Raw genomic sequence first — 19,013 nt, forward strand, 5'->3', positions numbered from 1 at the left:
CGCGCCCGTAGCTTGACCCCATCCCGGCTTGTGCCGGGTTGGCGGAGCTGGGAGTTTCGCAATTTACCCGGCGACTCAGCTCAACTATTCTCATAAGACAAGAAATCTTTCTCGCAATGCGAAAAAGAACACTCGAATATTCAATGATGAAACGAGGCTTGGACGTGGCTGCAGGAGAAGATACCTCCCATATCCTCAGCGGGTTGACTAACCAGCTGCCTGATCGTGATCCGGAAGAGACCGCCGAATGGGTTGAGTCCCTGGATGCGTTGATCAGGGAACAGGGCACCGAGCGTGCCCAATACATCATGCGGAGCCTGCTGCAGCGTGCCGGCGCGCAAAGCGTGGGCGTGCCGATGGTGACCACCACGGACTACGTGAACACCATCCCGGTGGACCAGGAAGCACAGTTCCCCGGCAACGAGGAATACGAGCGCCGCTACCGGGCGTATATGCGCTGGAACGCGGCGATCATGGTGCACCGGGCGCAGAAGGCGAACATTGGCGTGGGCGGGCATATTTCCACCTATGCCGGGGCCGCGACGCTGTACGAGGTGGGCTTCAACCACTTCTTCCGCGGCAAGGACCACCCCGGCGGCGGTGACCAGGTCTTTTTCCAGGGCCATGCCTCCCCCGGCATGTACGCCCGGGCGTTTATGGAAGGCCGGCTGACCGAGCAGGACCTGGACGGGTTCCGGCAGGAGAAGTCCAAGGAAGGCCACGCGCTCTCCTCCTACCCGCACCCGCGGCTGATGCCCGGGTTCTGGGAATTCCCCACCGTGTCCATGGGCATCGGCCCGATGAACGCGATCTACCAGGCCCAGTCCAACCGGTACCTGCACAACCGCGGCCTGAAGGACACCTCGGACCAGCAGGTCTGGGCGTTCCTCGGTGACGGGGAAATGGACGAGCCCGAGTCCCGCGGCCTGCTCCAGCTCGCCGCGAACGAGAACCTGGACAACCTGAACTTCGTGATCAACTGCAACCTCCAGCGCCTGGACGGGCCGGTGCGCGGCAACGGCAAGATCATGCAGGAACTCGAAGCGTTCTTCCGCGGCGCGGGCTGGAACGTCATCAAGGTCGTCTGGGGCCGGGAGTGGGATGACCTGCTCACCCAGGACACCGACGGGTCGCTCGTGAAGATCATGAACGAGACCCCGGACGGTGACTACCAGACCTACAAGGCAGAATCCGGCGGGTTCGTCCGCGAGCACTTCTTCGGCAAAACCCCGCAGACCAAGGACATGGTCGCGGACCTTTCCGATGACGATATCTGGAACCTCAAGCGCGGCGGGCACGACTACCGCAAGGTCTATGCCGCGTACAAGGCAGCCACCGAATTCAAGGGCAAACCCACCGTGATCCTGGCCAAAACGGTCAAGGGCTACGGCCTCGGACCGAGGTTTGAGGGGCGGAATGCCACCCACCAGATGAAGAAGCTGACGGTGGAGGACCTCAAGGAATTCCGGGACTACCTCCGGATACCCATTTCGGACGCACGGCTTGAAGAGGACCCCTATAGCCCGCCCTATTTCCACCCTGGCCCGGACGCCCCCGAGATCGCCTATCTCCTCGACCGGCGGAGTGTGCTGGGCGGAGCGGTCCCTGAACGGCGGCCGAAGCACCAGCCTGTTGAGCTGCCGGAGGCCAAGACCTTTGAGGTCGCCAAGCGCGGTTCCGGGAAGCAGCAGGCGGCCACTACCATGGCGTTCGTCCGGCTCCTCAAGGACCTGCTCCGCGACAAGAAGTTCGGGCACAGGATCGTTCCCATCGTGCCGGATGAATCACGGACCTTCGGCATGGATGCGTTCTTCCCGACCGCCAAGATCTACAATCCGGGCGGCCAAAACTACCTGTCCGTGGACCGGGACCTGGTCCTGGCCTACAAAGAATCCGCCCAGGGCCAGCTGATCCACCCCGGCATCAACGAAGCCGGCGCCGTCGCAGCGTTCACCGCCGCCGGCACCGCGTACGCCACCCACGGCGTGCCGCTGATCCCGGTCTACGTGTTCTACTCCATGTTCGGCTTCCAACGCACCGGCGACGCCTTCTGGGCCGCCGCTGACCAGATGGCCCGCGGCTTCATCATCGGCGCCACCGCCGGACGGACCACCCTGACCGGCGAAGGCCTCCAGCACGCAGACGGACACTCCCCCATCCTCGCCGCCACCAACCCGGCCGTGGTCACCTACGACCCCGCCTACGGCTACGAAATGGGCCACATCATCCGGGACGGCATCGAGCGGATGTACGGACCGGAATCTGTTGACCGTAACCTCATGTATTACTTGACGGTCTACAACGAGCCCATCACCCAGCCGGCCGAACCCGAGAACCTCGACGTCGAAGGTGTGCTGAAGGGCATCCACCAGGTCTCGGCGTCGGACGTTGACGGTCCCAAGAGCCAAATCCTGGCGTCCGGCGTCTCCGTCCCCTGGGCCATCGAAGCCCAGCGGCTCCTCGCCGAAGACTGGGGAGTTTCCGCGGACGTCTGGTCCGTCACGTCCTGGAATGAGTTGCGCCGGGACGGGCTGGCCGCCGAGGAAGAAGCCTTCCTCAACCCCGGCCAGCCTGCCCGTGTTCCGTTCGTGGCGAAGCAGCTGGCGGATGCGCAGGGGCCCGTGGTGGCTGTCTCCGATTACATGAAGGCCGTGCCGGACCAGATCCGCCAGTTCCTCCCCCACCAGTTCGCCACGCTTGGAGCCGACGGCTTCGGCTTCTCCGACACCCGCGCAGCAGCCCGCCGATACTTCAAAAACGACACGCACTCCATCGTCGTGAAGACCCTGCAACTGCTCGCGGCGAGGGGCGACGTTGAGGAGGGCGCACCGTCGTACGCCATGGACCGCTACAAGCTCCTGGACGTGAACGCAGGAACCACCGGCGGAGCGGGCGGGGACGCCTAACCGGTAACACTGGAGGCAGGTTGGCAGCAGAGCTGGTTAGTGCGGCTGCCAACCTGCCACTTTCATGATTGACGAGCGGTTATGGCGACGGGAGCCGCACCAAGGCCCACGGATGATTCGCCCACGGAGGAGCACTGCTGGGAGTTCCCGGGGGTCGGGGCTCCGGGGCACTTGTCCGGAATTGTCGAAGTCGGCGGCACTGGAACAGTGCCGCCGACTTCACCTGCTTACGAACTGCAATCCTGCAGCCCTGGGACGCTACCGATTGAAAACGGGCAGCGCCCGAAGCCATCGGGAGAACCCGCCGCCCCGCCGAAGACGCTCCGCGTCTGTGGGCACATAAAAGTCCGGATCCGTTCCGCTGCCCAGGGGGAAGTAGAACTCCTGGGCTACGAGGGTTTCAGCTTGTGCCGGTATCACCGGCGTCTTGTCCTGCGGGCACATCTGATCCTCCTCTGGATGGTTCATATGGATTCCATATTATGGAACTAAAGTTTTACTATACGAAAAGCATAGATGTCCCGTCCCTACTCGTCAACGGATCCGGGGAGCCGGCAGTCACAAACCGATTTTTCAATTTGTGATGTACAACACGGCCAGGCTGGGCTACGCTAATTGTCAATTCGTGGCCGAAAGCCACGTAACCTGGGAGCAGCAGGCAGGGTCGTAATGAGCTGACATCTATCGATGTCGGCTCTTTTTTATGGGCCGACGGTACAAGAAACGTGCGGGTAACGCGCGCTTACTTTCTATGTGGACGCAGTGCCACGTACCTGAAGTTGGGAATCTGACCATGAGCAGCAAAATCATCCTCGGCCACAACCAGTACGGCAAGGCCGAAGTCCGGGTTGTAAAGATCACGCGGGACTCGGACCGCCATGAGATTGAAGACCTGAACGTCACCTCGCAGTTGCGCGGAGACTTCGCGGCCGCCCACCTGGCGGGCGATAACGGACATGTGGTGCCAACCGACACCCAGAAAAACACCATCTATGCCTTTGCCCGTGACGGCGTGGGCTCTCCCGAGGCCTTCCTCCTGCGCCTGGGCGAACATTTCACGTCCGGCTTCGCCTGGGTCACGGGAGGCCGTTGGGAAGCCGAGTCCTACAGCTGGGACCGCATCCAGGCGCACGGTGAGGGGCACAACCACTCATTCGTGCGCAACGGCCAGGAAGTCCGCACGGCGGTCCTGGTCCGGGACGGCGCCGACGCACACCTGATCTCCGGCCTGAGGGACCTGACCGTCCTGAAGTCCACGGAGTCGGGCTTCGTGGGCTACCCGAAGGACAAATACACCACTCTCGCCGAAACCACGGACCGTATCCTGGCCACCGACGTTTCCGCCCGCTGGCGCTTCAAGACCGGAACCGATTTCAATACCGTGGACTTCAACAAGAGCTACGACGACGTCAAAGCGCTCCTGCTCGAAGGATTCACGGAGAACTACTCCCACGCCCTGCAGCAGACCCTGTTCGATATGGGCACGAAGGTCCTGGAAGCCCACAGCGACATTGACGAGATCAAGTTCTCGATGCCCAACAAACACCACTTCCTCGTGGATCTTTCGCCATTTGGCCTCGACAACCCCAACGAGGTCTTCTTCGCAGCAGACCGTCCCTACGGCCTGATCGAAGCCACAGTCCAGCGTGACGACGCCATCCCCGCTGACATCGCCTGGTCCGGCATCACCGGCTTCTGCTAAATCATCGGTACTCCCGACGGGCTCAATCACAGGCCACCGGACGTCGCTGAGCAAGTGATTGAGCCCGTCGAATCCACAGCCAGACCACGTTAGACAGACGAAGACGTCTGCCATGAACCAGAAAGTCTGCCATGAACATCAAGAAACCTCTTAAAGCCGCCACTCCGCGCACCAAACGCCCTGTTGCGGATCGTCCGGAAGACCAGCGCCTTTCCGTCGGCAGCAGCTTTGCCTACGGCTTCCAGCACGTCCTCACCATGTACGGCGGGATCATTGCCGTCCCGCTGATCGTCGGCCAGGCGGCCGGCCTCTCCCCCGCAGACATTGGAGTGCTCATCGCTGCGGCACTCTTCATGGGTGGCCTTGCCACCCTCCTGCAGACCATCGGCGTTCCGTTCTTCGGCTCGCAACTGCCGCTGGTCCAAGGCGTCTCCTTCGCCAGCGTCGCCACAATGGTGGCCATCGTCAGCGGGGGTGGTGGCCTGCCCTCGGTCTTCGGAGCGGTGATGGTTTCGGCAGCAATCGGCCTGCTGATCGCGCCGGTCTTCTCCAAGATCGTCCGCTTCTTCCCTCCCGTAGTCACCGGCACTGTTATCACCACCATCGGGCTGACGCTGATGCCTGTGGCAGCCAACTGGGCCATGGGTGGAAACCGGAAAGCAGAGGACTACGGAAGCATGGCCAATATCGGGCTGGCGGCCATCACCCTCGCGCTCGTCCTCCTCCTGAGCAAGGTCGGCAGTGCCACGATCTCCCGCTTGTCCATACTTCTGGCCATGGTGGTGGGCACCATCGTGGCGGTGCTGGCCGGCATGGCGGACTTTTCCAAGGTGGGCAACGGGCCTATCGTGGCATTTCCCACGCCGTTCCACCTGGGTGCGCCAACGTTCGAAATCGCAGCCATCATCTCCATGGTGATTGTGGTGCTGGTGATCCTGACCGAAACCATGGCGGACATTCTCGCCGTCGGTGAGATCGTTGGCACACGGACGGACTCCAAGCGGATCGCAGCCGGGCTGCGCGCCGACATGGGCTCCAGCCTGATCGCACCGATTTTCGGCTCGTTCACCCAGAGCGCGTTCGCACAGAACGTCGGCCTGGTGGCGGTCACTAAAATCAAAAGCCGCTACGTGGTGGCGGCCGGCGGTGTGATCCTGGTGCTGCTGGGCCTGCTGCCCGTCCTGGGCCGCGTGGTCGCAGCCGTTCCGACCGCCGTTCTTGGTGGCGCGGGGATCGTCCTGTTCGGTACCGTCGCGGCCAGCGGCATCAGGACCCTGGCTAAGGTGGAATACCGCAACAACATGAACCTGATCATCGTGGCTGCTTCGATCGGCTTTGGCATGATCCCGATCGCCGCACCCACCTTTTACGACAAGTTCCCCACCTGGTTCGGCACCATCTTCCACTCCGGCATCAGCTCGGCAGCGGTCATGGCCATCCTGCTTAACCTGCTGTTCAACCACCTAAAGGCCGGCAACTCAGAGAACCAATCCGTGTTTGTTGCCGGCACCGGCCGTGTGGTCCGGGAAGAGGACCTCAAGTGCCTGGCCGACGGCGACCGTTATGAAGGCGGCAAGCTCATCGACTGCGACGGCAAGGAAGTTGCGGTCCAGTCATCCGGGAAGGCACCTGAACACTAGAAGCACAGTTAACGACGACGGCGGCCCTCACGAAAGAAGGGCCGCCGTCCGTCGCGCTGCAAGCCGAACCGCGTCAGAGACAGGATCAGGTGCGGTTGAGCTCGTCCGAAATCGCCTGCGCGGCTTCCCGAAGCATAGGGACGGCGCGGTCGCCGAAGGACCGGTCAACACGCGAAACAGGTCCGGAGACCGAGATCGCTGCGGGGGTGGGGGCGTTGGGTACGGCCATGGCAAAGCACCGGACGCCCAACTCCTGTTCCTCCTCGTCAATGGCGTACCCGCGTTCCCGGATCCGGCCCAAGTCCGCCAGGAGGGATTCGATGTCGCCAATGCTTTTGGACGTCGGCGTGGGCATTCCGGTACGCGCGACGATCCCGCGGACCGCCGTGTCATCAAGCTGGGCCAGGATGGCTTTACCCACGCCGGTGTCGTGGGTATGGGCGCGGCGTCCAACTTCGGTGAACATCCGCATGGAATGCAAGGAGGGAACTTGAGCCACGTAGATCACCATGTCCGAATCCAGCACGGCCATGTTGGCCGTCTCCCCCAAGTGATCCACGAGGGATTTGAGCTGCGGCCGGGCCACGGCACCCAGCTGCTTGTTAGCGCCGTCGCCGAGCCTGATCAACCGGGGGCCCAAGGCGTACCTGCGGTTGGGCAGCTGACGGATATAGCCAAGAGTGACCAGGGTGCGCAGGAGCCGGTGGATGGTGGGCAGGGGAAGGTCGGTCGAGGACGAGAGTTCACTGAGCGTGACATCCCCGCCTGCATCAGTAATCAGTTCCAACAGTTCAAAGACACGCTCAACAGACTGAACGCCTCCGGGGGATTTCTCAGCCATGGGACTGCTCCTGCGACTCGGTTTCCGACAAATCTTATCCGCATCGTGAAAAGAATGCCCTAGACGTCTCACGATACCGCATCGGACATAAGCCGGCGGGACTCGGTTTCGAGGCTTGTAATTCCACGAAGTAGATAATAATATCCATAATACGAAAACATCTTTCCAGTAGACCGGCCATCCATGGGCCAGAACAGAGGACTCTTCAATGGCGAACCCCAGCCCCGGAAATTCGATTACCCTGCGCGTGGAAGCGCCGTCCAGCTTCTCGGCCACCAGTGAGCTGGCCGCGGCAGTCGGAGCGGCAGGTGCAGCCATCACGGCATTGGACGTCACCGAGTCCCACCACGAGACCCTGGTTGTCGACGTCACCTGCAACACCACTGACGACGCCCACGCCGCGCGGGTCAAGGACGCACTCAACGCCCTCGAGGGCGTTTCCGTCCAGCACGTCTCGGACCGCACCTTTTTGATGCACCTCGGCGGCAAGCTTGAAGTTGTCCCCAAGGTCGCCCTGCGCAACCGTGACGATCTTTCCCGCGCCTACACTCCGGGGGTCGCCCGCGTGTGCATGGCTATTGCCGAGGATCCCGCATTGGCCCGCAACCTGACCGTCAAGCGCAACACCATCGCTGTGGTCACGGACGGTTCGGCCGTCCTGGGCCTGGGCAACATCGGCCCGGCCGCAGCGCTGCCCGTCATGGAAGGCAAAGCGGCACTGTTCAAGCAGTTCGCCAATGTCGATGCCTGGCCCGTCTGCCTGGACACCCAGGACACCGAGGAAATCATCAAAATCGTCAAAGCTCTCGCTCCTGTCTACGGCGGCGTGAACCTTGAGGACATCGCCGCACCCCGCTGCTTCGAGATCGAGAACCGCCTCCGCGAAGAACTGGACATCCCCGTCTTCCACGACGACCAGCACGGCACCGCGATCGTCACCCTCGCCGCCCTGGTCAACGCCCTGCGCGTCGTTGACAAAAAGCTTGAGGACGTGAGGATCGTCGTCTCAGGCGTCGGTGCCGCCGGCTCCGCCATCATCCAGCTCCTCAAAGCCCAGGGCGCCCGCCATATTGTGGCCGCCGGCCGTTCCGGGGCCATTCACGCCGGCCAGGAATATGCCGACGAGCACCGAACCTGGATCGCTGCCAACACCAACGAGGAAGGCTTCGCCGGCACGCTGCACGAAGCCCTCAAGGGCGCGGACGTGTTCATCGGCGTGAGCGCACCGCACGTGATCGGCGAGGAACACGTTGCCTCCATGGCCAAGGACTCCATCGTGTTCGCCATGGCCAACCCCACCCCGGAGATCGACCCCGCCGTCGCGGCACGCCACGCTGCAGTCGTAGCTACCGGTCGCAGTGATTTCCCCAACCAGATCAACAACGTTCTGGCCTTCCCGGGATTCTTCCGCGGACTCCTGGATGCCGGAGCCTCGGACATCACCCCCGAAATGCTGGTGGCCGCGGCCGAGGCAATCGCCAACCGGGTGGCAGACGATGAGCTCAACGCCAGCTACATCATTCCCAGCGTCTTCGATCCGCACGTTGCGGCCGACGTCGCAAGTGCGGTGGCACAAGCCGCAGGACATGCAGCAAACGCCGCCGCACCGCATGATGCTGCCCCGACGGGCGACGCGGTCTACGCCGCCGCACTCTGATGACACCGCCTGACCCGCAGCCAACGAAAGGACCAGAAATGGCCATCACCGTCACAGACCCCCGGCCAATCGAGCGGGCTGAGGAAATCCTCACCCCCGAGGCACTGGCATTCATCGAAGAACTCCACCAGCGCTTCGCCGGCACCCGCAACGAGACGCTCGCTGCCCGCGGCGCCAAGCGCCAGAAGGTCGCAGAAACCGGCAAGCTGGATTTCCTGCCTGAAACCCGGGACGTGCGCGACGGCGACTGGAAAGTTGCAGCGGCACCGGCACCTTTGCAGGACCGCCGGGTGGAAATGACCGGCCCCGCCTCCCCGGCGAAAATGGCCATCAACGCCCTGAACTCCGGCGCCAAGGTGTGGCTGGCCGACCTCGAGGACGCCAGCACGCCAACCTGGGGCAACGTCATTGATTCGATCCTGAACCTCCGGGACGCGGCCCGGGGCACGCTCAGCTACAGCTCCGCCGAAGGCAAGGAATACAGCCTGCGCACCGACGGGCCGCTGGCCATAGTGGTGGCCCGCCCGCGCGGCTGGCACCTGCCGGAGAAGCACGTGCTGATCGACGGCGAACCCGCGGTGGGTGCGCTGGTGGACTTCGGCCTGCACTTCTTCCACGTGGCCAAACAGCTGGTGGAGAACGGCCACGGCCCCTATTACTACCTGCCCAAGATGGAGAGCCACCTCGAGGCCCGCCTCTGGAACGAGGTCTTCGTCTTCGCCCAGGACTACCTCGGCATCCCGCAGGGCACGGTCCGGGCCACCGTCCTGATCGAAACCATCCCCGCCGCGTTCGAGATGGACGAAATCCTCTACGAACTCCGGGACCACGCCTCCGGACTCAACGCCGGCCGCTGGGACTACCTCTTCAGCATCATCAAGTACTTCCGCGACGCCGGTGAGCAGTTTGTCCTCCCGGACCGCGCCTCCGTGGCCATGACCGCACCGTTCATGCGCGCCTACACCGAACTGCTGGTCAAGACCTGCCACCATCGCGGCGCCTTCGCCATGGGCGGCATGGCCGCGGTGATCCCCAACCGCAAGGAGCCGGACGTCACGGCCGCTGCTTTCGAGAAGGTACGCGCGGACAAGACCCGTGAAGCCAATGACGGGTTCGACGGTTCCTGGGTGGCGCACCCGGACCTGGTGTCCACCTGCCGGGACGTGTTCGACGCCGTGCTTGGCGATCCGGAAAACGGCGGCCGGCCCAACCAGCTGGACAAGCAGCGGCCCGACGTCTCCGTGACGGCTGACCAGCTGCTGGATATCGCCTCGGCCGACGGCCAGATCACGGAGGCCGGGCTCCGCCTGAACCTCTACGTTGCCGTCGCCTACACCGGCGTCTGGCTCTCCGGGAACGGCGCCGTAGCCATCCACAACCTGATGGAAGACGCGGCCACCGCCGAAATCTCCCGCTCCCAGGTCTGGCAGCAGATCCGGAACAAGTCCCTCCTGGCGGACACCGGCAACACCGTGACCCGCGAACTCGTGGAGCGGATCCTGGCCGAGGAAACCGAGCGGCTCCGCACCGAAGCCGGCGACGAAGCTTTCACCCGCTACTACCGGCCGGCCAGCGACCTGATAGCGAAAATCTGCCTCTCCGAGGACTACACGGACTTCCTCACCACCCCGGCCTACGAACTGGTGGGCTGAGCCATGGCTGCCTCTTACACCCCGTCGCTCACCGCGGCGGATATCGCAGGCATCAATGCCCGGCTGGCCGCCACGGACCAACTGCTGGAGCGGAACTATCCGGGCGATGACGGCTCACGCCAGCCCGTCCACACCGTCTACGTACCCGCCGACCGGTTCACGCCCTCCTTCGCCGCCGATTGGGGTTCCCAGGCGCTGACCACGGCGGCAGCCCACGGCGGGCTCGAACGCCTGGGCGCGCTGCTGGGCCAGGACGCCCACCTCGCCGGAGCGGTTGCGTCACGGGTCAGGGCCAAGCTGGAAAGCGAACCCATCGAGGACCTCCGCCTGGACTTCGAGGACGGTTACGGGGACAGAGGCGATGATGCCGAGGACGCCGCCGCGGTTGCCGCCGCGTCCGCCGTGGCCGCCGCAGTCGCGGCCGGCGCCGCTCCCCCATTCATCGGCATCCGGTTCAAGTGCTTCGAGGCGCCCACCCGGGCCCGCGGGCTCCGGACGCTGGACCTCTTTGTCTCCGGGCTCGCAGCGGCCGGAGAACTGCCCGAGGGCCTGGTCCTGACCCTGCCCAAAGTCACCACCGTTGCCCAGGTCCAGGCCATGGATTATGCGGTCTCCCGGCTTGAGGAAGTCCACGGGCTCCCCGCCGGCCGGCTCCGCTTCGAGGTCCAGGTGGAAACCCCGCAGCTCATCCTGGGGCCGGACGGCACCTCCCCCGTGGCGCAGCTGCCGCACCTGGTCCCGGGACGCATCAGCGCCCTGCACTACGGCACCTACGACTACTCCGCATCGCTGCAGATCTCCGCCGAATACCAGTCCATGGAACACCCCGTGGCCGACTTCGCCAAGGAAGTCATGCAGCTCGCTGTCGCGGGAACAGGCATCCGGCTCTCTGACGGTTCCACCAACATCATCCCCGTGGGCGACAACGTCGAAAACGCCTGGGCGCTGCACGGCCGCCTGGTCCGCCGGTCGCTGGAACGCGGCTACTACCAGGGCTGGGACCTCCACCCCGCCCAACTGCCCAGCCGCTTCGCCGCCACCTACGCCTTCTACCGCGAAGGACTCCCGGCTGCCGCGGCCCGGCTGCGGAACTACGTGGAGCAAACCGACGGCGGCGTGCTGGACGAACCCGCAACGGCCCGCGCGCTGGCAGCCTTCGTGCTGCGCGGGTTCCAGTGCGGCGCCGTCGGTGCCGACGAGATCCAGGTGCTGGCCGGCGTCGAGCTCTCCCGGCTGACCGCACTGGCCCACCCGCGGCTCGCCGCCCCTTCCAACTCTTAAGTAAGGATCATCCCGATGGGAAAGTACTACTCCCCTGAGGGCGGCCTGCCGCCCCAGACCCACCTCACCACCGAGCGCGCCATCGTCACGGAGGCGTACACCGTCATCCCCAAGGGCGTCATGACGGATATCGTCACGTCCAACCTGCCCGGCTTCAACAACACCCGCTCCTGGATCATCGCCCGCCCCATCTCCGGCTTTGCCACCACCTTCTCGCAGCTCATTGTCGAGATCGGCCCGGGCGGAGGTGCCCCCAAGGCCGAGTTCGAGGCCGGGGTGGAAGGCGTCATTTTCGTTACCCGCGGCACAGTCAACCTCGCCCTCGACGGAGAACTGCACCAGCTGGAGGAAGGCGGCTACGCCTATCTGGCTGCGGGCTCGGAGTGGGGCCTGGAGAACGTGTCCGATGACGTGGTCTCGTTTCATTGGATCCGCAAAGCCTACGAACGCCTGGAAGGCTACGAAGCCAAATCCTTCGTCACCAACGAAAAGGACGTGGAACCGACGTCCATGCCGGACACGAACGACGTCTGGAAGACCACCCGCTTCACGGACTCCAACGACCTCGCCCACGACATGCAGGTGAACATCGTGACGTTCCAGCCCGGCGGCGTGATCCCCTTCCCGGAGACCCACGTGATGGAGCACGGCCTGTACGTCCTTGAAGGCAAGGCCATGTACCTGCTCAACAACGACTGGGTGGAAGTGGAAGCCGGGGACTTCATGTGGCTCCGCGCCTTCTGCCCGCAAGCCTGCTATGCCGGCGGCCCGGGCGAGTTCCGCTACCTGCTTTATAAGGACATGAACCGGCAAGTCCGCCTGACCTGACCGCGACCAACTGAAACGGGCGGCCCTGCCGGGGCCGTCCGTTTTTGTTTGTTGTGAATCCGGGAGGGGCCTCTCCGCTCCCTGCCGCCGCCCCTTGACTCCAGCTTCACCATTCCCTAGACTTTTCATAAAGCAGAATCTAAATTCCACAAAGCGGAAACGGATAAACCGGGACGCGAATGGGAATGTGGACACAAGCCCTCCCCGGAAGGACCTACGATGACGTACACAGTGAACTGCTCCATCCTCCTCACGGAGCTCCCCCTGCTCGAGCGCCCCGCAGCCGCGAAGGCCGCAGGCTTCGACGCGGTCGAGTTCTGGTGGCCTTTCGAAACCTCCGTCCCCACGGACGCCCAGGTCGCCAAATTCGAGAACGCCATCAAGGACGCAGGGGTCCAGCTCACCGGCCTGAACTTCAACGCCGGCAACATGCCCGGGGGCGACCGCGGCCTGGTCTCCTGGAAGGGACGCTGCTCCGAGTTCAAGGACAACATCGACGTTGTGGCCGGCATCGGTGAGCGCCTGGGTTGCCAGGCTTTCAACGCCCTCTACGGCAACAGGCAGGACGACTTCACGCCCGAAGAGCAGGACGAACTGGCGGTCAAGAACCTGGCCGCAGCCGCTGAAGGTGTCGCCCGGATCGGAGGCACCGTCCTCCTGGAACCTGTCAGCGGCGCCCCCCGGTACCCGCTTCTCACCGCAGCGGATGCCCTCAAAGTAATTGCCCGCGTCAAGGAAGCCTCCGGCGCAGAGAACGTCAAGCTCCTCGCCGACTTCTACCACCTGGCAGTCAACGGCGACGACATCGCAGCCGTCATCGACAACCACGCCAAGGACTTCGGCCACATCCAGATCGCCGACAATCCCGGCCGCGGCGCCCCCGGCACCGGCGAGCTTCCCCTCGGCGAATGGATCGCCCGCAGCCGCGAACTCGGTTACGAAGGCTACATCGGCCTCGAGTACAAGGAACCGCAGGAGACCGCGTTCAACTGGGCCATCCGCGAACACGCCTCCCGCTAACCAACCGCCCAGCCCAACTGAGTAGCGCTAACTGTCGTTTAGAGCACTCAAAACGACAGATAGCGCTACCTAGTTGGGTTCGGCTTCCGCAATCACCACAGACTTCCAGGAAAGAGAACCATCATGAGCAACGTTGCAGTTATCGGACTCGGAATCATGGGCCTGCCCATGGCCATCAACCTGGTCAAGGCCGGGCACACCGTCACCGGCTTCAACCGCAGCCAGGACAAGATCGACAAGCTCGTCTCCGAAGGCGGCAAGGGTGCCACGAGCATTGCTGGTGCAGTTAAGGATGCCGACGTCGTCATCACCATGGTGCCGGACTCCCCCGACGTTGAGGGCGTAGTCAGCGGCACGGACGGCGTCTTCGCCAACGCGAAGAAGGGCACCCTCTGGATCGACGCGTCCAGCATCCGCCCGGACGTTGCCAAGAGGCTCGCCGACGACGCCCGCGAAGCCGGTATCCGCCCGCTGGACGCCCCGGTTTCCGGCGGCGAGCAGGGCGCCATCGACGCCGTCCTGTCCATCATGGTGGGCGGCGAAAAGGCAGACTTCGAGGCAGCACAGGACATCCTGAACGCCGTCGGCAAGACAATCGTCCACGTGGGTCCGTCCGGCTCCGGCCAGACCGTCAAGGCAGCCAACCAGCTGATCGTGGCCGTCAACATCGAAGTCCTCGGCGAAGCCATCGCGTTCCTCGAGGCTTACGGCGTGGACACTGAAGCTGCCCTCAAGGTCCTCGGCGGCGGGCTGGCCGGCTCCAAGGTCCTGGACCAGAAGGGCCAGAAGATGCTCGACCGCAACTTCGAACCCGGGTTCCGCCTCGCCCTGCACCACAAGGACCTGGGCATCGTCACTGCCGCCGCCCGCGAAGCCAACGTCGCTGTACCCCTGGGCGCCGTCGTCGCACAGTTGGTCGCCGCCACTGTCAACCAGGGCGACGGGTCCCTGGACCACTCCGGACTCTTCAAGCAGGTCCTCCAGCTCAGCGGCCGGAAGTAACCCGGCGCACCCCAGCCACCAGAATTCCTTCGAGTTTTTGTCCAGATAATCGCCCCAAAAGGCGCCATATCCCCCATTATCTGGACAAAAACTCGCTTCAGCACACCCAAAAACAGCCCGCACGGGCCCCCAAAGTTTCACTAGGAGCACACCATGAGCAAGATGCGTACCGTTGATGCAGCGGTTGCCATCCTGGAAAAGGAAGGCGCCATCGAGGCGTTCGGCCTGCCAGGGGCAGCAATCAACCCCTTCTATTCAGCCATGCGGGCCCACGGCGGCATCCGCCACACCCTGGCCCGCCACGTCGAAGGTGCCAGCCACATGGCCGACGGCTATAGCCGCGCCAAGGACGGGAACATCGGCATCTGCATCGGTACCTCCGGTCCTGCCGGCACCGACATGATCACCGGGCTCTACGCCGCCTGGGCCGATTCCATCCCTATGCTGTGCATCACCGGCCAGGCCCCCGTGGCCAAGCTGCATAAAGAAGACTTCCAGGCCGTGGACATCGAATCCATCGCCAAGCCCCTCACCAAAATGGCCATGACCATCCTCGAACCCGGCCAGGTTCCCGGCGCGTTCCAGAAGGCGTTCCAGCTGATGCGCTCCGGCCGCCCGGGCCCGGTCCTGCTGGACCTGCCCATCGACGTGCAGATGGCCGAAATCGAATTCGACATCGACACCTACGAGCCCCTGCCCGTCGAAAAGCCCAAGGCCAGCCGCCGGCAGCTCGAAAAGGCACTGGACATGCTGACAGCCGGCGAGCGTCCCCTGATCGTGGCCGGCGGCGGCATCATCAACGCCGGCGCCTCCGCGCAGCTGGTGGAACTGGCCGAGATCCTGAACATACCGGTCATTCCCACCCTGATGGGCTGGGGCGCGATCCCGGACGATCATCGCCTGATGGCCGGAATGGTGGGCCTGCAGACCTCGCACCGTTACGGCAACGAAAACTACCTGCGCAGCGACTTTGTCATCGGCATCGGCAACCGCTGGGCCAACCGCCACACCGGCGGCCTGGACACCTACACCGCCGGCCGCACATTCGTGCACATCGACATCGAGCCCACGCAGATCGGCCGCGTCTTCTCCCCGGACCTGGGCATCGCCTCTGACGCGGGCGCGGCGCTGGCCGGCCTGATTGAACTGGCTGCCGAACGCAAGGCTGCCACGTCCCTGCCGGACTACAGCGCCTGGGTTGCCGAATGCCAGGAGCGCAAGGCCTCCCAGCACCGCAAGACGCACTTCGAGAACATCCCCATCAAGCCCCAGCGCGTGTATGAGGAGATGAACAAGTCCTTCGGCCGCGACACTATCTATGTGTCCACCATCGGCCTGTCCCAGATCGCCGGCGCCCAGATGCTGCACGTCTTCGGACCCCGCAAGTGGATCAACGCCGGCCAGGCCGGACCCTTGGGCTGGACCGGACCGGCAGCCCTCGGCGTCGTCCGCGGCAAGCCCGAGGAAACCGTAGTGGCCCTCTCCGGAGACTACGACTTCCAGTTCATGATCGAGGAACTGGCCGTCGGCGCGCAGTTCAACCTGCCGTACATCCACGTGGTGGTCAACAACTCCTACCTGGGCCTGATCCGCCAGTCCCAGCGCGGCTTCCAGATGGAACAAAACGTGTCCCTCGCGTTCGACAACATCAACAGCCCCGAGACCAACGGCTACGGCGTTGACCACCTCAAGGTTGCGGAGGGCCTCGGCTGCAAGGCCGTCCGGGTGCAGGACCCCAACGACCTCGCCGCAGCCTTCGACAAGGCCAAAGCCCTCATGGGCGAGTTCAAGGTCCCCGTGGTGGTTGAAGTGATCCTGGAAAAGATCACCAACATCTCCATGGGTGTTGAAATCAACGCCGTGAACGAGTTCGAGGAACTGGCAGCGACGGCCGCCGACGCTCCCACCGCGATCCTTGCGATGCAGGGCTAACCATGCGCATTGTGATCGCCCCGGACAAGTTCAAGGGATCGCTGTCCGCCCCGGACGTCTGCCTGCACCTGGAAAAGGGACTGCAGCGCGGGGCCGCTACGGCGCACATCAGCGACCTGGACATAGTCCGTATACCGGTGGCCGACGGCGGCGAGGGAACCCTCGATGCCGCCGTCGGCTCCGGCTTCAGCCGCCGCACCGCACGGGTCTCCGGACCTACCGGTGAACCGGTTGACGCGGAGTACGCTGTCCGGGGCAGCGAGGCCGTCATCGAGATGGCAACAGCATCAGGGCTCGCGGTTTTGCCCCGGGTCATCAGCGGAAACCAACCTGATACGGTGTCCGCCACTACCGCTACCAGCCTGGGAACGGGCCAGCTGATCCGGGCAGCACTGGATGCAGGCTGCCACCGGATCATCCTCGGTGTGGGTGGCAGCGCCAACACCGACGGCGGCGCCGGCGTCCTTCAGGGCCTGGGGGCGCGCTTTCTGGATGCGGACGGCAATGAACTGCCTGCCGGCGGCGCAGCCCTTGCCCGCCTTGACACCATCGACTTCACCGGCTTTGAGCCCCGGCTGAAGGACACACGCTTTGTGCTGGCTTCCGACGTCGACAATCCCCTGCTCGGCGCACAGGGCGCCGCAGCGGTTTTCGGCCCGCAAAAGGGCGCCGCACAACAGGACGTCGGCATGCTCGACGCCGCCCTGGCCAGGTTTGTCGAAGTCCTGGCCAGGGAAATCGGTCACCGCGCCATCAAGGCCGCGGAAGCTCCGGGCGCGGGAGCTGCCGGCGGAGTAGGTTACGCCGCCATTGCCGTGCTGGCAGCAACCCGCCGCCCGGGCATCGATGTTGTCCTTGAATTCACCCGACTCGCTGAACGCCTGGCCGGGGCGGACCTGGTCATCACAGGAGAAGGCAGCCTGGACGAGCAAAGCCTGCTGGGCAAGACTCCCATTGGCGTTGCACGGGCCGCTGCCGCTCAGGGCGTTCCGGTCATCGCCGTCTGCGGACGCACCACCTTGGCGCAGGAGCAGGCAACCGCCGCGGGGTTCGAGGACGTCTACGCGCTCACCGAGCTTGAAACCAACGTCACCACGTGCATGGCAGAGGCAGGAACGCTTCTGGAGCAGGTGGGAATTCACATCCGCGAACAGCTGGCAGCAAAAAAGCTGTCCCGTTCCCCCATCAGCAAGGAGGACCTCCATGTCTAAAGAAGGCTTTGACCTGGTCATCCGTGGCCAGCACGTCCTGACCACCGCCGGCCTTGCACCCCGTGAAGTGGGCGTCCGCGGCGGGAAAATCGTCGCAATCGCACCTCTCGGCAACGGCCTCTCCGGAACCGAGCTGATTGAGCTCGCCGACGACGAAACCCTGATCCCGGGTTTGGTGGACACCCACGTCCACGTCAATGAGCCCGGCCGCACCGAGTGGGAGGGTTTCGCCTCCGCCACCCGGGCTGCCGCCGCCGGCGGCGTCACCACCATCATTGACATGCCGCTGAACTCCATCCCGCCCACCACCACCGTGGACGGGCTAAAACTCAAGCGGGAGGTGGCCGAGGACCAGGCGTTCGTGGACGTCGGGTTCTGGGGCGGGGCCATTCCAGGCAACAAAGCGGACCTGCGCCCGCTGCACGACGAAGGCGTGTTCGGCTTCAAATGCTTCCTGCTGCATTCCGGTGTGGACGAATTCCCTCATCTGGATGCGGATGAGATGGAGGAGGATATGGCCGAACTCAGGACCTTTGACTCTCTCATGATCGTCCATGCGGAGGACTCGCACGCCATTGACCGGGCGCCGCACCCGGGTGGGGACCACTACGAAACATTCCTGGCCTCCCGCCCGCGCGGTGCAGAAAACAAGGCCATCGCCGAGGTCATTGAACGGGCACGCTGGACCGGTGCCCGTGCGCACATCCTGCATCTCTCGTCGTCGGACGCCCTGCCCATGATCGCCAGCGCGAAGCGTGACGGGGTAAAGCTCACCGTTGAGACGTGCCCGCACTACCTGACACTGACGGCCGAGGAAATCCCCGATGGCGCCACCGCCTACAAGTGCTGCCCGCCCATCCGCGAGGCCTCCAACCGGGAACTGCTGTGGCAGGGACTGCAGGACGGCACCATCGACTGCATCGTCTCTGACCACTCGCCCAGCACGCTGGACCTGAAGGACCTGGAAAACGGCGACTTCGCCGTGGCCTGGGGCGGCGTGTCCTCGCTGCAACTGGGCCTGCCGCTGGTCTGGACCGAGGCCCGGCACCGCGGCATCCCGCTCGAACAGGTCATCTCCTGGATGTCCGAAAAGCCGGCCGCCCTGGCCCGCCTGGCCACGAAAGGCCAGCTCGCCCTAGGCTACGACGCCGACTTCTCCATCTTCGCGCCCGACGACGCCTTCGTGGTGGATGTCGCCAAACTCAAACACAAGAACCCCATCACCCCCTACGACGGCACGGCCCTCTCCGGCGTGGTTCGAAAAACCTTCCTGCGCGGCAGCCTGGTGGACGGTCAGTCCCCCACCGGCAAGCTCATCCGCCGCGGCGGCATCTAAGGCAA

At 64.3% G+C, this 19,013-nt stretch carries 13 protein-coding genes and 1 pseudogene; 12 read left to right on the forward strand and 2 right to left on the reverse strand.

Features of this window, described 5'->3' with window-relative positions:
• The first annotated feature begins 146 nt into the window (after positions 1–146).
• The gene (gene aceE / locus GUV69_RS14520) at positions 147–2,906 is read left to right on the forward strand and encodes a pyruvate dehydrogenase (acetyl-transferring), homodimeric type (protein ID WP_244292881.1); all 2,760 of its coding nucleotides are present in this window, start codon (positions 147–149) and stop codon (positions 2,904–2,906) included.
• Between the two features lie 258 nt (positions 2,907–3,164).
• Here aceE and GUV69_RS14525 read toward each other — a convergent pair whose 3' ends face one another.
• Positions 3,165–3,374 carry a hypothetical protein gene (locus GUV69_RS14525; protein ID WP_244292734.1) on the reverse strand — a complete coding sequence of 70 codons (210 nt, stop codon included), beginning with the start codon at positions 3,372–3,374 and terminating at the stop codon, positions 3,165–3,167.
• 325 nt (positions 3,375–3,699) lie between these two features.
• On the opposite strand from GUV69_RS14525, the gene pucL reads away from it, so the two are divergent.
• Together pucL and GUV69_RS14535 are read left to right on the forward strand one after the other, a co-directional pair.
• The gene (gene pucL / locus GUV69_RS14530) at positions 3,700–4,608 is read left to right on the forward strand and encodes a factor-independent urate hydroxylase (protein WP_164203634.1); all 909 of its coding nucleotides are present in this window, start codon (positions 3,700–3,702) and stop codon (positions 4,606–4,608) included.
• A 131-nt stretch (positions 4,609–4,739) separates the two neighbouring features.
• Positions 4,740–6,248 (forward strand): nucleobase:cation symporter-2 family protein, encoded by a 1,509-nt coding sequence (locus GUV69_RS14535; protein ID WP_164203637.1) that lies wholly within the window; start codon positions 4,740–4,742, stop codon positions 6,246–6,248.
• Positions 6,249–6,333: 85 nt separating this feature from the next.
• On the opposite strand, the gene GUV69_RS14540 is transcribed toward GUV69_RS14535, so the two are convergent.
• Positions 6,334–7,089 carry an IclR family transcriptional regulator gene (locus GUV69_RS14540; protein WP_164203640.1) on the reverse strand — a complete coding sequence of 252 codons (756 nt, stop codon included), beginning with the start codon at positions 7,087–7,089 and terminating at the stop codon, positions 6,334–6,336.
• Between the two features lie 208 nt (positions 7,090–7,297).
• On the opposite strand from GUV69_RS14540, the gene GUV69_RS14545 reads away from it, so the two are divergent.
• The 9 genes and pseudogenes from GUV69_RS14545 (at position 7,298) to allB (ending at position 19,008) form a co-directional block, all read left to right on the forward strand.
• Positions 7,298–8,746 carry an NAD-dependent malic enzyme gene (locus GUV69_RS14545; protein WP_164203642.1) on the forward strand — a complete coding sequence of 483 codons (1,449 nt, stop codon included), beginning with the start codon at positions 7,298–7,300 and terminating at the stop codon, positions 8,744–8,746.
• A gap of 38 nt (positions 8,747–8,784) precedes the next feature.
• On the forward strand, positions 8,785–10,398 hold the full coding sequence (gene aceB / locus GUV69_RS14550) for a malate synthase A (RefSeq protein ID WP_164203645.1): 1,614 nt from the start codon (positions 8,785–8,787) through the stop codon (positions 10,396–10,398).
• A gap of 3 nt (positions 10,399–10,401) precedes the next feature.
• On the forward strand, positions 10,402–11,679 hold the full coding sequence (locus GUV69_RS14555) for a DUF6986 family protein (protein WP_164203648.1): 1,278 nt from the start codon (positions 10,402–10,404) through the stop codon (positions 11,677–11,679).
• 15 nt (positions 11,680–11,694) lie between these two features.
• Positions 11,695–12,507: a bifunctional allantoicase/(S)-ureidoglycine aminohydrolase gene (locus GUV69_RS14560; protein ID WP_164203651.1), complete on the forward strand. Its 813-nt coding sequence runs from the start codon at positions 11,695–11,697 to the stop codon at positions 12,505–12,507.
• A 219-nt stretch (positions 12,508–12,726) separates the two neighbouring features.
• A complete protein-coding gene (locus GUV69_RS14565) occupies positions 12,727–13,527 on the forward strand; it encodes a hydroxypyruvate isomerase family protein (protein WP_164203654.1) in 801 nt (266 codons plus the stop codon).
• Positions 13,528–13,629: 102 nt separating this feature from the next.
• A pseudogene (locus tag GUV69_RS14570) lies at positions 13,630–14,529 on the forward strand (2-hydroxy-3-oxopropionate reductase); the annotation flags it as partial.
• Positions 14,530–14,682: 153 nt separating this feature from the next.
• Complete coding sequence (gcl, locus tag GUV69_RS14575; protein ID WP_164203657.1) at positions 14,683–16,461, forward strand: glyoxylate carboligase; 1,779 nt, start codon at positions 14,683–14,685, stop codon at positions 16,459–16,461.
• 2 nt (positions 16,462–16,463) lie between these two features.
• A complete protein-coding gene (locus GUV69_RS14580) occupies positions 16,464–17,672 on the forward strand; it encodes a glycerate kinase (protein ID WP_164203660.1) in 1,209 nt (402 codons plus the stop codon).
• Positions 17,665–19,008: an allantoinase AllB gene (gene allB / locus GUV69_RS14585; RefSeq protein ID WP_164203663.1), complete on the forward strand. Its 1,344-nt coding sequence runs from the start codon at positions 17,665–17,667 to the stop codon at positions 19,006–19,008. The genes GUV69_RS14580 and allB overlap by 8 nt, the downstream gene beginning before the upstream one ends.
• Positions 19,009–19,013: the final 5 nt, after the last annotated feature.

The organism is [Micrococcus luteus] ATCC 49442 (assembly GCF_010367585.1).
GTDB classification, from domain to species: Bacteria; Actinomycetota; Actinomycetes; order Actinomycetales; family Micrococcaceae; genus Arthrobacter; species Arthrobacter luteus_A.